The organism is Antarcticibacterium arcticum (genome assembly GCF_007993795.1).
Taxonomy (GTDB): domain Bacteria; phylum Bacteroidota; class Bacteroidia; order Flavobacteriales; family Flavobacteriaceae; genus Gillisia; species Gillisia arctica.
In genome coordinates this window covers 246,772-260,740 of record NZ_CP042476.1, presented here as the reverse complement: position 1 = coordinate 260,740, position 13,969 = coordinate 246,772, and the positions used below count along the sequence as shown (strand labels likewise).

Here is a 13,969-nt window from a genome sequence, read left to right as displayed (position 1 = left end):
AATCGTGATTTGAACCTGTAATGAAAGGCGACAAAAACAAAAGATTCTTTGTTCACCTACTTCCTGTTTACGGGACAATTTCCACCGGGTTGATCTATACTGCCATTGGCATAATTGCAATTCTCTCTTTTTTACAATTAAAGGAAGGAGGAGCCGATGAAGGCAGCCTGCTGGCTTTTATGTATGATTACCTGGCAGGAAAGATCTTTGTATGGGTCGTTCTTTTGGGTACCCTTAGTTATATTATTTGGCGAATATTTGAAGCTATAAGAGATCCTTACAATTACGGCAATACCTGGCGGGGAATCTCCAGGAGGCTTGGCATAGGCCTTAGCTCAATTGCCGATATCTTCATAGCATACTCAGCCTTAATGGTGATCCTTGGAATAAGTGATATCCGGGAGGATGGCCGTCCTGAAGAAGAAAGGGAAATGGTGGGCTCCATGTTACAGGAAGGTTGGGGCGATATGGCCATTATAAGCATTGGGGTAATTATTATGCTTACCGCAGTGGTGCAATTATACTATGGGATTACCCGGGGTTACAGAGAGCGACAGGATATTGCCCATTTTGGAAAAGAAATAAAAAAATTAATCCACTTTTTAGGTTTATTTGGATATGCCGCCCGGGGTATAATTATTGGGATCATCGGGTTTTTCTTTATCAAAGCCGGAACTACAGATAACCCAACTTTTGTAGTGAATACAGATAAGGCATTTGATTTTCTGGGAGACCACGTAGGTTACCTGGCTTTCATACTAATTGCAATTGGAACTATTTCCTACGGTTTCTTTATGTTTTTTCTTGGTGCAACCTACGATCCGTATAATGAGAAGAAAAAAAGTGAAGCTGATTAAATGAAAAGAGGCTGTTCAAAGACAGCCTCTTAAAATTATTTTTAAACTTTTCTAAGTTTTTATTTCTTTTACCTCTCCTTCTTCTTTTTTACCTTTTAGATAGGTATCCAGAAATTTCAGGGTTTTTTCATAGGCCTCGATCTGGTTTTCCTTTTTTACAAATCCATGACCTTCATCCTCAAATAATACATATTCTACAGGCACCCCGTTCTTTCGTACGTTTTCAACAATTTCGTCAGATTCTATTTGCAACACCCTGGGATCCTGGGAACCCTGTAATACCAGTAATGGCTTGGTAACATTTTCAGTATGAAATAATGGGGAGATCTTTTTTAACCTGATACTATCCTGGGTATTGGGGTCTCCCATTTCCAGGTACAGAGCTTCCTTGAAAGATTCCCACCAGGGCGGGATGCTTTGCAGGGTGCGCATCCAATTGGTTACCCCAAAGATATTTACTCCAACATCAAATTCTTCAGGTGTAAAAGCAAGCGCCGCCATGGTCATGAATCCGCCATAAGAGCCTCCTATGATCCCTATTTTATCAGGATCTATTTCAGGTTGGGATGCGAGCCAGTTTTTTCCCTCCACACAATCCTGAAGGTCCTTTTCACCATGGTTCTGGTCATCCATTTGAAAAAATGTCTTTCCGTAACCACTGCTCCCACGATTGTTTACCGCCAGCACGGCATAGCCATGGTTTACCAGGTATTGGATAAAGGAACTGAAGTTTTGCATAGACTGCCCTCCAGGTCCCCCGTGTACCCAAACTAAAGCGGGAACTTTATCCTCTGCAGTTGCAGTAAGGGGTTTATAATAGATCGCCGGGATCACTGTTCCGTCAAAAGATTCATATCTTATAACTTCAGCTGATACCAGGTCTCTTTGATCTATATCTTTATTAAGAACGTTGGTAAGCCTGGTATGCTTTCCGCTTTCCATATCATAGGAGTATAAATTCGTGGGAGTATGAGATCCTCCCACATTTAAAATTGCCATTCGCTCATCTCTGGAAATACTTATACCGGTAATAAAGGCATTTTCAAATTTGGGAAGGTCCAATGCCTTTCCTGTTTTAGCGTTCAACACTTCCACCTTATTGGCGGCATCTTCATTCACATACATCACCCGGTAGGTTCCATTTTCACTAAATCCCATACCCACGATGTCCCATTTTTTCTTGGACACTTCTTCTGAAGTTTTCTTCTCCAGGTCATATTTCATCAGGGCAGAGAATTCTCCTGCGGCATCTGTAGTGTAATAAAGAAATTTATTGTCTTTGGAAAAATCCTGGGCATTATTTCCGCTTTGAGCGGTATTGACCTGAACAAGCTTTTTATTCCTGAAATCGTAAATAAACAAATTGGAGTCATTGGTATTAAGGGCTTTGCTCAGGGCTAAATAATTGCCATCGGGTGAAATCCCCCCAAAATCATACGCATCATTATTTTCATAAATAAGTTCCGGGGTAAAAGTCATGGTATTCATTCTGTAAACATCTGTATACCTGCTATCCCTTTGATTGCTGCCATAGTAGAAGCTTTTTCCATCCCGGGACCAGCCATAAAATAATGCTCTTGCGTTTGTTGCAGGGGTAAGCCTTGAAATGCTGTCACCATCCATTACGAAGATCTTATAGATCTCATCGCCGTTGTCATCCATCCGGAAGAGGATTCTCTCATCTTCAGGAAAATAAGAGATTGCGAAAACCGATGCACTGTCTGATGTTGTAAGTGGTGTAAAATCACCCCCACCGGTAGGAACAGTGTACATATTAAAGATCCCGGAGCGGTTACTGGTAACCAAGAGCTTGGAGTTATCTGGTGAAAAGCTACCGCCAAAAACCGACTCATTATCCATAAACTGCTCAATTGTATAGGAGGCGATCTCCCTTTTCTCTTCACTTTTTTCTGCATCTTTTTTACAGGAGATGAAAGAAAGCAATACTGCAATTAGCAAAAATTGATATTTCATAATAGTGTATTAATTAATTGGTTGGAAGCACTAATGTAGCTAAAAAACTGATTTTTTGAGCTTTAGAGAAAATAATTTCCCCATATTCAAAATCCATGAAATTAATGCATCCGGACCCATATTTTGAATTTTTTCCTTAACTTTTAGACTAGTCAAAATGTTTAGGGTAAAACAAATATAAATGATGGGTTGCACGGTTATGTAAAGTGAAAATCTTCCTAGGCTCTGCAATTATCTAAAACCCTTTAACCAAAAAATAAGAACGATGGAAAATTACCAGATCCCAGGCCAAACCCGCATAGGCCATGTACATTTAAAGGTGGCCGATCTTGACCGGGCCCTGGGATTTTACCGCGACCTGTTGGGGTTTGAAGTCACAACTTTTTACGGGGACCAGGCAGCTTTTCTTTCAGCAGGTGGTTACCATCACCATATTGGCCTTAATACCTGGAACAGTCTGGGAGCGCCGCCAGCAAAGCATCAGGGGGTTGGATTATTTCATACAGCTATTCTATACCCCACCCGGAAAGACCTTGCAATGATCCTGAAACGGGTAGGAGATGCTAATTATCCGCTTTCCGGGGCGGCAGACCATGGGGTTTCTCAAGCACTGTACCTTAACGACCCAGATGGTAACGGGGTAGAATTGTATTGGGACCTTCCCAAGGAAAAATGGCCTCAAAAACCCGATGGAACATTGGAAATGTATACCCGCCCCCTCGATCTTGAAGACCTGCTTAATGAGGCCGGCTAATTTGTAACCTTTTTATATGAAAACAGGTCCTGATATATGGATAAACTAACAATGATAAATATCAACCAATTAAAATTTCATATTCCATATTTTTAAAGTTATAACCAAATTAAAACCAGTGAGTCATGAGTTATTATTTTTCTAAAACAGTAGATCAAAATTTTGAGGAAGCCATTGAGAAGGTAACCGGAGAATTAAAAAAAGAAGGATTTGGCATCCTTACCGAGATTGATGTAAAGGAAACTTTTAAAAAAAAGTTGGATATAGACTTTAGAAAATACAGGATACTTGGGGCGTGTAATCCTACAATGGCGCATCAGGCCATAAGTACCGAAAGCAAAATTGGCACTATGCTTCCTTGTAATGTAATTGTGCAGGAACTAGAAAATGGGAAGATAGAAGTATCTGCCGTTGATCCTGTGGCATCAATGAGCGCAGTAAAAAACGACAAACTGGGTGCCGTAGCGCAACAGGTAAGAGAAGGCCTTAAAAGAGTAATTGAGAATTTGTAATTTCCCACCAGTAAACTATCCGGATAGGCCCTGACTAAAAAGGACTTATCCGGTTTTTTTTCTTCAAAATCCTGGATCAAAAAAACATCCTTTGTAACAAATGTAACTGTGCCAGGTGGGCAAACCCCTTATTTTTGCCCTGAAATTAAAATCCTATATGAACTTTTTAATAAAATATAAACTCACTTTTTTGGGGGTATTTGCGGGAGCAATTGGTGGATATTTATATTACCATTTTATAGGCTGCTATTCCGGTAGCTGTGCTATAACATCTCAACCACTAAACAGCACCGTATATGGTGCATTTATGGGAGGTCTGCTTTTCAATTCCTTTAAAAAGGAAACAACTAAAAATAAAACAATATGAATGCTGAAAAATTAATTAAAGAAAATAAGGGTACCATAGTAGATGTTCGTACAACGCAGGAATTTATGGGTGGGCATGTAGCCGGATCCATTAACATCCCCTTGCAGGAGATCAACGAGCGTATTGAGGAATTAAAAGCATTGGAATCACCGCTTGTCTTGTGTTGTGCCTCCGGTAACCGAAGCGGTATGGCAACACAAATCCTCGCAAAACAGGGTATAGAATGCCTGAACGGTGGTTCCTGGTTGGATGTGAATTATCTTCAATCTCAAAATGCTTAATTATGCTGAATAGTTTAAAAAAATTATTCGGGATTGGCCCCCAGACCAATTATGCCGAACTGGTCAAAAACGGGGCGGTCATTGTAGATGTACGTACACAACAGGAATTTAAAAATGGCCATATTAAAGGGGCCCGGAATATTCCGGTGGGTTCCCTCACTCAAAATCTGGGAAAAATTAAAAATAAGAATACCCCGGTTATAACCTGTTGTGCTTCCGGAATGCGAAGTGCAAGTGCTAAAAGTATTTTAAAAGCCCAGGGATATACAGAGGTTTATAATGGTGGGGCCTGGACAAGTCTCCAAAATAAATTATAGATCCTTCCACAGGGAAATAGAAATTGTTTAATAGTTGAGGCTGTTTGGAGATCCGGACAGCCTCTTTTTTTTGATATTTTCAGAAAATAATTAAAGGAGAAAAATTCTTAAATTTGATTTGGAGAGATTTGACATTTCTTCCTCTTTTCAATGAAAACAACTTTTACTACCAATTGTGATGTACCGCAACTATGGCAGGAACATCAAAAAGAGCTGCGGAATTTTATCCTCAAACGGGTAAAAGACCGGGAACTTACTGATGATATCCTGCAGGAGGTGTTGATGAAGGTATATAATTTTTGTCATAATAAAAGCGGGGTACGCAACGTGAGAAGCTGGTTGTTCCAAATCGCCCAAAATACCATTATTGACCATTACCGCAAACATTCAAAGTTTACAGATAAGGATATTCCTGAAAAATTTGAAGAGGAGGAAAATATCGCTTTTAGGGATGCCCTTAACTATATTACCCCCATATTAAATTTTCTTCCTGCCGAATATTCGATACCCCTAAAACTTTCAGATATTGATGGGTTAAAACAAACGGAAATTGCAAAAAAATTAAACCTTTCCCTTCCCGCTACAAAATCCCGGATCCAAAGGGGAAGGCAATTGCTCATGGCTGAATTTATAACCTGTTGCCATTTTGAAAAAGACGCGACCGGAAACCTGCTTTCCTTCAGCATAAAAAACTCCTGTACCCCGCTTCAAAAAATAAAAAAAGAAATTTCTGAATAAATTTTGCATCCTTTTGCATCCCTCTTCGTCCTGAATGTGTAAACCTTTAAAACACATTTAAAAATGAAAAGATTTCATGTTCACGTAAGAGTAAAAAACCTTGAAGAAAGTATAGCTTTCTACAATGCCCTTTTTAATACCGCCCCCACTATTCAAAAATCTGATTATGCAAAATGGATGCTGGAAGATCCACGAATAAATTATGCGATCTCAACCGGCCACGAGGAAACCGGAATAGAACATTTGGGCCTTCAGGTAGACACAGAACAAGATCTACACGAGGTATATAAGAATATGGAACAGGCCAAGGGAACTGTGAGGGAAGAAGGGGAATGCACCTGTTGCTATTCAAAATCTCAAAAAAGCTGGATCACAGATCCGCAGGGGGTAGACTGGGAAGCCTTTTATACCCACGGTTCAGCCACCGTATATGGCGAAGGGATCAATGCGCGGCCTGCCCCTGAAGTGATGGAGCAATGGAGCGGAAACGACGGGAAGGATGCTCAAAAAGAAATGAAAACAGAAACTCTAATAGAAACTACCTGCGATGGAAGCTGTAAATATTAAAAAAATGGAGCCTGCTCACTGGGAGGCTGTCAAAGAAATCTATGAAAATGGAATTGCCACCGGGCATGCTACATTTGAGACCAAAGCCCCTGAGTGGGAAAAATGGGACCGGGAGCACTTAAAATTTGCCCGTATTGTAGCGCTTGTTAAAGACAAAGTCGCTGGGTGGGCAGCATTGAGCGCGGTTTCGGGCCGCTGTGTTTATGGCGGCGTCGCAGAGATTAGTGTATATGTTGCTGAAGGATACAGAGGCCTGGGGATTGGGAAAAAACTTTTGGAAAACCTTATTATTCAAAGTGAAGAAAACGGGATCTGGACATTGCAGGCCGGGATTTTTCCTGAAAATACAGCCAGCCTGAAATTGCATGAAAAAGCAGGTTTCAGGATTATTGGAAAACGCGAGAAAATTGGAAAGATGAATAATGTGTGGAGGGATAGTATAATCCTCGAGAAACGGAGCCGGATAGTGGGTGTTGATGAAAAAGAAAATACTATAAAAATACCGGAGCAAATGTAACATCCGGCAACACTATTTGTCATTTTAGTAGAGACCATTAAATACCTGTTTTATGAAAACACTATTATTCACTTTTATATTATTTACAATGGGCATCTCTGCCCGGGGAACTGAAAAAAGGATCATCACCTCAGATGGGATTGATCTTTACGTAAAAGTCAAAGGCGAGGGAACTCCCGTTTTATACCTTCATGGGGGGCCGGGATCCGGAAGCTTTTGGTTTGAAAAATTCTTTGGGGAATTTATGGAACAAAATTTTACAGTAATCTATCTGGACCAGCGTGGTGTGGGAAGATCTACCGGAGATAAAGATGATGATTATTCCATGGAGAGAATGGCTTTGGATTTTGAAGAAGTACGAATTGCCCTGGGCTTTGATTCCTGGTTAACTATAGGCCATTCCTTTGGTGGGATATTACAGGCGGGGTATGCAAGCCTTTACCCTAATGCGCATAAGGGAATGATCATGGTAAATGGCACTTTGAGCCTTGTAGATAGTTTTTGTAACAGCTGGGGTCCCAAAGCTGCCGAGTTTACCGGAAAAAACAGCCAATTCCCCTGTGACACGCCGGAAAATATTAAAGCTAACCTTGGGGCACACATTAACAATCTACGGGAACAAGACCTTTTCTGGAAAATGGCATTTCGGGAGGCCTCCAATGAAAAAATTGTTGATGCAACCATAAATGAGGTTCCTGGTTGGAACTGGAATTTCGGAAGCCTGGCATTGGATCAGGAAAGTTATTGGAAAGATTACAGAGGTTTTACCAGGGAAATAAAAGTACCCGTGTTATTCTTTTACGGCGACCAGGATTGGATGGTAGGCCCAGAGCATTACAAGGGAATTAATTTTCCTAACATGATGCTTTGGGCTTCCCCGGGAGGGCATTTCCCCTTTATTGAGAATAAGGAAGAATTGGAGGCGTCAATCCTGGCTTACAAAACAAACTATGTGCTGTAAGGTAATTTAACTACACTTTAAACATCATTCTCTAGCCGTACCCTACTAAAGGTGCGGCTTATTTTTTAGTCCATATTAAAAAATGCATTATAATTAAGGTAGCTTTAGAAAATTCAACTCAATAAAATTTCCCTCATAAGGCCTTATATTCCAATAATTTATATTAATTTAATATATTCTTTTTTAAAAGAATTCCCCCTCCATAATAAGAAAGCTTCCCCACGATATTTTTAATTCAGTCCTCAATCTATTGTTTGAGAATTAAGTTAATCCAACCCCACATTTTTATAAACGGTTTTTCCGCAGTTATTACACCTGAACGCGCTGACAGGAATTATATATAAAATTTTATGGTTGAAGAATTAACCTCAAAAACAAAGATTATGAAAACTACAAAGATCACCGGATTTCTACTTTTTCTTCTTTTAATTTCCTTTATGGGAATACAGGCACAGGAGGAAAAGGATATGCAAATGTTCCTGGTACATGAAGACAGGACAAAACCGGCTATGGCTAAAAAACATGAAACCATTGATAAGGAACTTATTGGGGCCATGAAAAAAAATGAGGTCAGGGATTTTAGTTGGATAACATTAGTTACCGAAGATTTTAGGTATATCTACATTTCGCCCCTGGAAAATATGGCTGCGCTGGATCAAGATCCCTTCGCCAGTCTTAGCCAAAAAATTGGGCAGCGTGAAACTAAACGCATCTTTGATAAATATAAAGACACCTACGATGAGCATGGGGATTATATTCTCATTCTTGACAAAAAACAATCCTACCAGCCGGGAGGGATCAATACCACCCCGGTGGGTAAAAATTACAGGCATATAACAATGTATCATTATACCCCGGCCAATGCTTCAAAAGCCGAAGATTTGGCAAATAGATTCCTGGCGCTTTATACCAAAAAAAATTCCCAAATGGACTACCGTTTATATCGCAGTGGTTTTGGAGTTATGGGATCCTTTTTCTGGGTAGTAACGGCGGCTGAGAGCCCCGAAGATTTTGAACGCATGAGAGAGGATAACCGTGAACTTCTTGGACAGGAGGGGGAATCCCTTTTTGATCAACTTTCGCAAACTGTTTCCCGAATTGAGATTATTCGGGGATATATACGGCCAGACCTTGGATACCAACCGGGAAATTAAATCATTCCATAATTCACCAACCAATAAAAATCAGACTTTATGAAAAAACCATCACACTTTTTGCTGTATTCAATTTCAACCTTTTTATTTCTCACCGGCACTGTATATGCACAGGATGCTGTAAAAGCAGATCCTCAACATTACAAGGTTGAAATGGAAAATGATTTTGTACGGGTGCTGCGCATCACTTACGGACCAGGTGAGCAATCTACAGTTCACGAACATCCAAAAGGGGTTGCTGTATTTTTAACCGATTACAATGTTGAATTCTCCTTACCCACAGGTGAAGTAATTCCAGCAACCGGTAAAAAGGGTCAGGTTATTTGGAGTGATGGAGAAAAACATCAACCTACAAATAAAGGGACCACACCTCTGGAGGTTATTCAGGTAGAATTAAAGAACGCTAAAACCCCGGTTTTTGATCTGGAAACTGCGAAGACAGAAATTAAAGAGAGGAACAGGGAATTCATAAAATTTATCAAAGATAAAGATGCAGCCCAGCTCGCCAATCTTTATACCAGCGACGGACAATTTATGGGGAATAATATGAGATCTTCAAGTGGAAAAGAAGCCATACAGGAAACATTTCAAAATTTTTTAAATAACGGAATTGCTAAAGTTGAACTCGAAATGCTCAATTTATGGGGAGATGAGAAGATGGTTGTTACCGAGGATGCCTGGAAAATATTCCTGGAAGACGGTACCCAGGTAGATCAGGGAAAAGCCATAGTGATTTGGAAAAAAGAAGATGGTACCTGGAAAATGTTTCGGGACATTATAAATTCAGATCTTCCTGTGCCTTCTCCTAATTAAAAGCATTTCTTTTGAATATTTCTGAAAAGAAAGAGCTCATAAAATGGAACCCTATCAAAAATAAATAAGCCTGAAACTTACAAAGGAAATGTGAAGTTCAGGCTTAATTGTTGAATATTAATAGAAGAGAGGAAGTTACTTACGCACTTCAACGCTTATAACTTCAGTTTGTATGGTAGAAAGCATTTCAAGTTTTCCCTGCTCATACATTTCATCAAGATCTTCCAGCTTAGTATTGAAATTGGAAGTGGTATAGTTCATATAATCTACAAAGCGTATTCCTTCGATCTCCCTTGGATTGAAAGCCGCACGAAAACGTATGCCGCCATCATTAACAAGAAATTTATAGGCGAGGTAATCTATCGTGAACTTTTCTTTATGTATCCAGTACATGAATTCGTCATGATGGTCTGCTCCTCCTCCATCCTGTTGGAAAGTAATGTTTATTTTATAATAGGGTTCTCCCTTGAGAACGGTCTCCCCTGCAAGTTTTTTGTTTACGGCCCTGTCATTTAACCCATATGGTAAATGAGCAAAATAATGAACAGAATTTACACTGCTGGTATAGCGCACAATCATTGAGTCCGGTACGCTGGCAAGGGTATCGTTAATAAATCTCTGGAAACCGGTATTGTTAATTACATCACGATATTTTCCGGTAGAATCTGTAATACTGCGTTCCAACTGAAACTCCCCTCTTTTACGGGAACTTTTATACATGTGGTCCCGAAATTTAAACTCTATCCTGGCATTTTTATATTTGCTCCCTCCGGCATTTTCAATTGTTTTATCAATTATTTCCTGGGCCGTAAGGGAATCTTTTTTTCCCTGGCATGATACTGTTAATATCAATGCCATAAGAATAATAAGGTATTTCATAAAATTTCAATAATTTTCCAAATATAAAGAAATGTTGCTGAAAAAGCCGTTTTTGAACCGAATCCTGAAAATCCAGCCGGAAACAAGCCAGGCAGGTTAAAAAATCTCTGTGTCGCGTAAGCATTTACTGCGGAAGGAACAGTTTGACAGAAAGGGAAAATTACAATTACATTATGGCTTATTCTAAAGAAACCTTCCTATTTTTGTGCTGTGCTGAAATTTTTGGGAGATATCAAATAATTTCCTTTGAAGATCTTTAGCTATTCAGAAACATAGCATGACCGCAAACACAATAAATATAAAAAACCGCAAGGCGAAATTTGAATTTGAGATCCTGGATAAGTTCGTTACAGGAATTAAACTTGCGGGAACCGAAATTAAGGCAATTCGCCAGGGGAAGGCTTCTATTGCTGAAAGTTTTTGTGAATTTCAGAACAATGAATTGTTTGTGATTAATATGACGGTAGAAGAATATTCTCACGCTACCCACTTTAATCACGATCCTAAGAGTGCCCGTAAGCTTTTAATGAAAAGGCGGGAACTTAAGAAACTGGAAAAAGAAGTGAAGAATTCAGGACTTACCATTGTTCCCTTAAGATTATTTATAAACGAGCGCGGGCTCGCGAAACTTCAAATTGCTCTGGCGCGGGGTAAAAAACTCTATGATAAACGCGAGACTATGAAAGACCGCGACAACAAGCGCAGGCTGGACCGCATTAAAAAAGATTACAAATAACTATCATTCCATTTCTTTAAAATCAAGTATATTAACCGAAGTTAAGCCGGCATTTATGATTGGAAAACTTCAGTTCCTTCTCCTTTTTCTATTTTTTATCAATCTTACATTTTCCCAGGTGACGGGAAAGGTGACAGACCTGGAGGGCCAACCTCTTCCTTATGTAAATATTTATACCGGCGATGGAAGGTCCGGAACTACCACAAACGAAGATGGGGATTATTCCTTAAAACTTTCTTCCACCGGCATACATCTACTTATTTTTCAATACCTGGGGTATGAAACCCACCGTAAAGAGGTACGCATTGAAAATTTTCCGGTTGTTGAAAATGTCAGGCTTACGCCCACCACAACAAATCTCGATGCTGTTACTATAAATTCAAATGAGAATCCGGCCAATAAGATCATACGCCTGGCAATAGATAACAGGAAACAAAATCTTGCAAAAATTGAACGTTACACAGCTGACTATTATTCCCGCGGATTATGGCGTATAAAAAATGCACCAGAAAAGATCCTGGGGCAGGATATTGGTGACCTGGGAGGCGGCCTGGATTCTACCCGTAGCGGCATTGTTTATTTAAGCGAGACCATCTCTGAGATCACTTATAGGGCGCCAGATGATTTTAAGGAAAAGATCCTGGCTTCTAAAGTGAGCGGTAATGGCAATGGCTTTAGTTTAAACTCTGCCCGGGAATCTGAATTTTCCTTTTATGAGAATACCGTAGAAATAAATGCAAAAATTGTTTCCCCTATTGCCGATTATGCCTTTAATTACTACAATTACAAACTTGAAGGTGTTTTTTATGATGATTCCGGCCAGTTGATAAATAAGATCACGGTGACCCCAAAAAGGCCACAAGACAGGGTTTTTTACGGCAGCATTTATATCGTGGAAAATTCCTGGCAAATTTATGGGGTAGCGCTCAATGTTACCGGGAAAGCTATACAATTCGAACCTATTGAAACACTTACTTTTACCCAGAATTTCAAGTATTCTCCAGCGAATGATTTCTGGATCAAGATCTCTCAAACGGTAGATTTCAGCTTTGCTATGTTCGGGATCTCGGGTGACGGAAGGTTTACGGCTGTTTACAGCAACCACGATTTTAAACCCGGTATTGATAACACAACCTTTAGCCGCGAAGTAATGTCCTTTGCCGAGGCGGCGAATAAAAAGGATTCCCTTTACTGGCAAACGGTACGCCCGGTTCCCCTGACATCAGAAGAACTTTTTGATTACATAAAAAAGGACAGCATACAGGTTTTAAGAAATTCAAAAACCTATCTGGATTCGGTAGACCGCGTGCGGAATAAATTCAATATTTCCAATCTCATTTTTGGCTACAGTTACAGCAATTCATACGAAAAGAATAATTTTAGTATTTCCTCCCCGTTGTTCGGCACCAATTTCAACACAGTACAAGGCTGGAATACATCTTTGAATCTAAACTTCAGGCAAAATCTGGATGAGAATTTCAGTAAATACTGGAGAATTTCGGGAGGTGTAAATTATGGATTTAGTGATGAAAGGTTGCGATACAAAGCCCTTTTTCAGAAAAAATTCAACAATTACTCACGGCCCATCCTTACCCTTTCGGGAGGAGTTGAAACCGCTCAAATAAATAACAGGATCCCCATTTCAGAAAGAATAAACAGTATTACCAGTTTATATTTTGAGCGTAATTATCTGAAATTGTATGAGAGGAAATTTGCAGAACTGGGATATCAACAGGAATTGTTCAATGGGTTTACACTCTTTTCAAATTTAAGCTACCAGCAGCGAAATGGACTCTTTAACACCTCGACCCAGTACTGGAGAGACAGAGATGGAGTTGAGTACACTTCAAATAACCCGCTGCAACCTCAAAATTTTGGATCAATTCCGTTTGAAGAGCACAGAATTTTTAAACTAAACCTAAGTAGCAGGATAAATTTTGCGCAAAACTATATGAGTTATCCCGATGGGAAATATAATATGCCAAACAATAAATATCCTACAGTTTATCTGGGATATGAAAAAGGTTTTGGAGGCAATGTGCAAGATTACAATTATGACAAATTCACTGCGACCCTTAGGCAGGATATAAGCCTCGCCAATAAAGGCACTTTTAGTTATAACTTAAAAGGCGGCGCTTTTCTAAATGGAGAAAATATCGCTTATTTAGATTATCAACATTTTAATGGCAATCAAACCCGCATTGGGAATGGGAATTATATGGACAAGTTCAACCTGCTGCCTTATTATGCTTTAAGCACGAATGGCAGTTATGGGGAAGGGCATTTTGAACATGATTTTAAGGGCTGGATCCTGGGAAAGGTTCCGGGAATAAACAGGCTTAATTATAATCTTGTACTGGGCGCTCATTTTCTTTCTACGGAAAACAATAAGCCATATTCTGAATATTCTGTAGGAATAGATAACCTGGGATTTGGAAAATACCGTCTCCTGCGCCTGGATTATGTGGTTTCAGAATTTGAAGGGAACAGGCAGGGAGCCTTCATTTTCGGTCTTAAATTTCTTGGATTGCTGGATTAACCT

At 39.7% G+C, this 13,969-nt stretch carries 16 protein-coding genes; 14 read left to right on the top strand and 2 right to left on the bottom strand.

Going from position 1 to position 13,969, the window contains the following annotated elements; genetic code table 11:
- The first annotated feature begins 20 nt into the window (after positions 1-20).
- On the top strand, positions 21-857 hold the full coding sequence (locus FK178_RS01190; protein WP_146830206.1) for a DUF1206 domain-containing protein: 837 nt from the start codon (positions 21-23) through the stop codon (positions 855-857).
- Between the two features lie 51 nt (positions 858-908).
- Here the strand turns inward: FK178_RS01190 and FK178_RS01185 are convergent, their stop codons facing one another.
- Entirely contained in the window at positions 909-2,831 is a 1,923-nt protein-coding gene (locus FK178_RS01185) for a S9 family peptidase (RefSeq protein WP_146830204.1), read from the bottom strand.
- 265 nt (positions 2,832-3,096) lie between these two features.
- Between FK178_RS01185 and FK178_RS01180 the strand changes: the two genes are divergently transcribed.
- The 11 genes from FK178_RS01180 to FK178_RS01130 all read left to right on the top strand — a co-directional run bounded on the left by FK178_RS01180 (position 3,097) and on the right by FK178_RS01130 (position 9,812).
- Positions 3,097-3,585 (top strand): VOC family protein, encoded by a 489-nt coding sequence (locus FK178_RS01180; protein WP_146830202.1) that lies wholly within the window; start codon positions 3,097-3,099, stop codon positions 3,583-3,585.
- A gap of 125 nt (positions 3,586-3,710) precedes the next feature.
- Positions 3,711-4,097, top strand: coding sequence for a DUF302 domain-containing protein (locus FK178_RS01175; RefSeq protein WP_146830197.1), 387 nt, complete (start codon positions 3,711-3,713; stop codon positions 4,095-4,097).
- A 157-nt stretch (positions 4,098-4,254) separates the two neighbouring features.
- On the top strand, positions 4,255-4,464 hold the full coding sequence (locus FK178_RS01170; RefSeq protein WP_146830195.1) for a hypothetical protein: 210 nt from the start codon (positions 4,255-4,257) through the stop codon (positions 4,462-4,464).
- A complete protein-coding gene (locus FK178_RS01165; protein WP_146830193.1) occupies positions 4,461-4,745 on the top strand; it encodes a rhodanese-like domain-containing protein in 285 nt (94 codons plus the stop codon). Before FK178_RS01170 ends, FK178_RS01165 begins: the two co-directional genes overlap by 4 nt.
- Positions 4,746-4,747: 2 nt before the next feature.
- Positions 4,748-5,062, top strand: a complete 315-nt coding sequence (locus FK178_RS01160) for a rhodanese-like domain-containing protein (RefSeq protein WP_146830191.1) — start codon at positions 4,748-4,750, stop codon at positions 5,060-5,062.
- A 150-nt stretch (positions 5,063-5,212) separates the two neighbouring features.
- Positions 5,213-5,800 (top strand): RNA polymerase sigma factor SigZ, encoded by a 588-nt coding sequence (gene sigZ / locus FK178_RS01155; RefSeq protein ID WP_146830189.1) that lies wholly within the window; start codon positions 5,213-5,215, stop codon positions 5,798-5,800.
- A 63-nt stretch (positions 5,801-5,863) separates the two neighbouring features.
- On the top strand, positions 5,864-6,367 hold the full coding sequence (locus tag FK178_RS01150) for an ArsI/CadI family heavy metal resistance metalloenzyme (protein WP_146830187.1): 504 nt from the start codon (positions 5,864-5,866) through the stop codon (positions 6,365-6,367).
- A complete protein-coding gene (locus FK178_RS01145; protein ID WP_146830185.1) occupies positions 6,348-6,884 on the top strand; it encodes a GNAT family N-acetyltransferase in 537 nt (178 codons plus the stop codon). The genes FK178_RS01150 and FK178_RS01145 overlap by 20 nt, the downstream gene beginning before the upstream one ends.
- A gap of 52 nt (positions 6,885-6,936) precedes the next feature.
- Positions 6,937-7,845, top strand: coding sequence for an alpha/beta fold hydrolase (locus tag FK178_RS01140; RefSeq protein WP_146830183.1), 909 nt, complete (start codon positions 6,937-6,939; stop codon positions 7,843-7,845).
- A 383-nt stretch (positions 7,846-8,228) separates the two neighbouring features.
- Positions 8,229-8,999, top strand: a complete 771-nt coding sequence (locus FK178_RS01135) for a hypothetical protein (RefSeq protein ID WP_146830181.1) — start codon at positions 8,229-8,231, stop codon at positions 8,997-8,999.
- 39 nt (positions 9,000-9,038) lie between these two features.
- Positions 9,039-9,812 carry a DUF4440 domain-containing protein gene (locus FK178_RS01130; RefSeq protein WP_146830179.1) on the top strand — a complete coding sequence of 258 codons (774 nt, stop codon included), beginning with the start codon at positions 9,039-9,041 and terminating at the stop codon, positions 9,810-9,812.
- Positions 9,813-9,947: 135 nt separating this feature from the next.
- Here FK178_RS01130 and FK178_RS01125 read toward each other — a convergent pair whose 3' ends face one another.
- Positions 9,948-10,691, bottom strand: a complete 744-nt coding sequence (locus FK178_RS01125) for a DUF6503 family protein (protein WP_146830177.1) — start codon at positions 10,689-10,691, stop codon at positions 9,948-9,950.
- Between the two features lie 277 nt (positions 10,692-10,968).
- On the opposite strand from FK178_RS01125, the gene smpB reads away from it, so the two are divergent.
- Both smpB and FK178_RS01115 read left to right on the top strand, forming a co-directional pair.
- Positions 10,969-11,427, top strand: coding sequence for an SsrA-binding protein SmpB (gene smpB / locus FK178_RS01120; protein ID WP_146830175.1), 459 nt, complete (start codon positions 10,969-10,971; stop codon positions 11,425-11,427).
- Between the two features lie 55 nt (positions 11,428-11,482).
- Positions 11,483-13,966, top strand: a complete 2,484-nt coding sequence (locus FK178_RS01115; protein ID WP_146830173.1) for a DUF5686 and carboxypeptidase regulatory-like domain-containing protein — start codon at positions 11,483-11,485, stop codon at positions 13,964-13,966.
- Positions 13,967-13,969 lie beyond the last annotated feature (3 nt).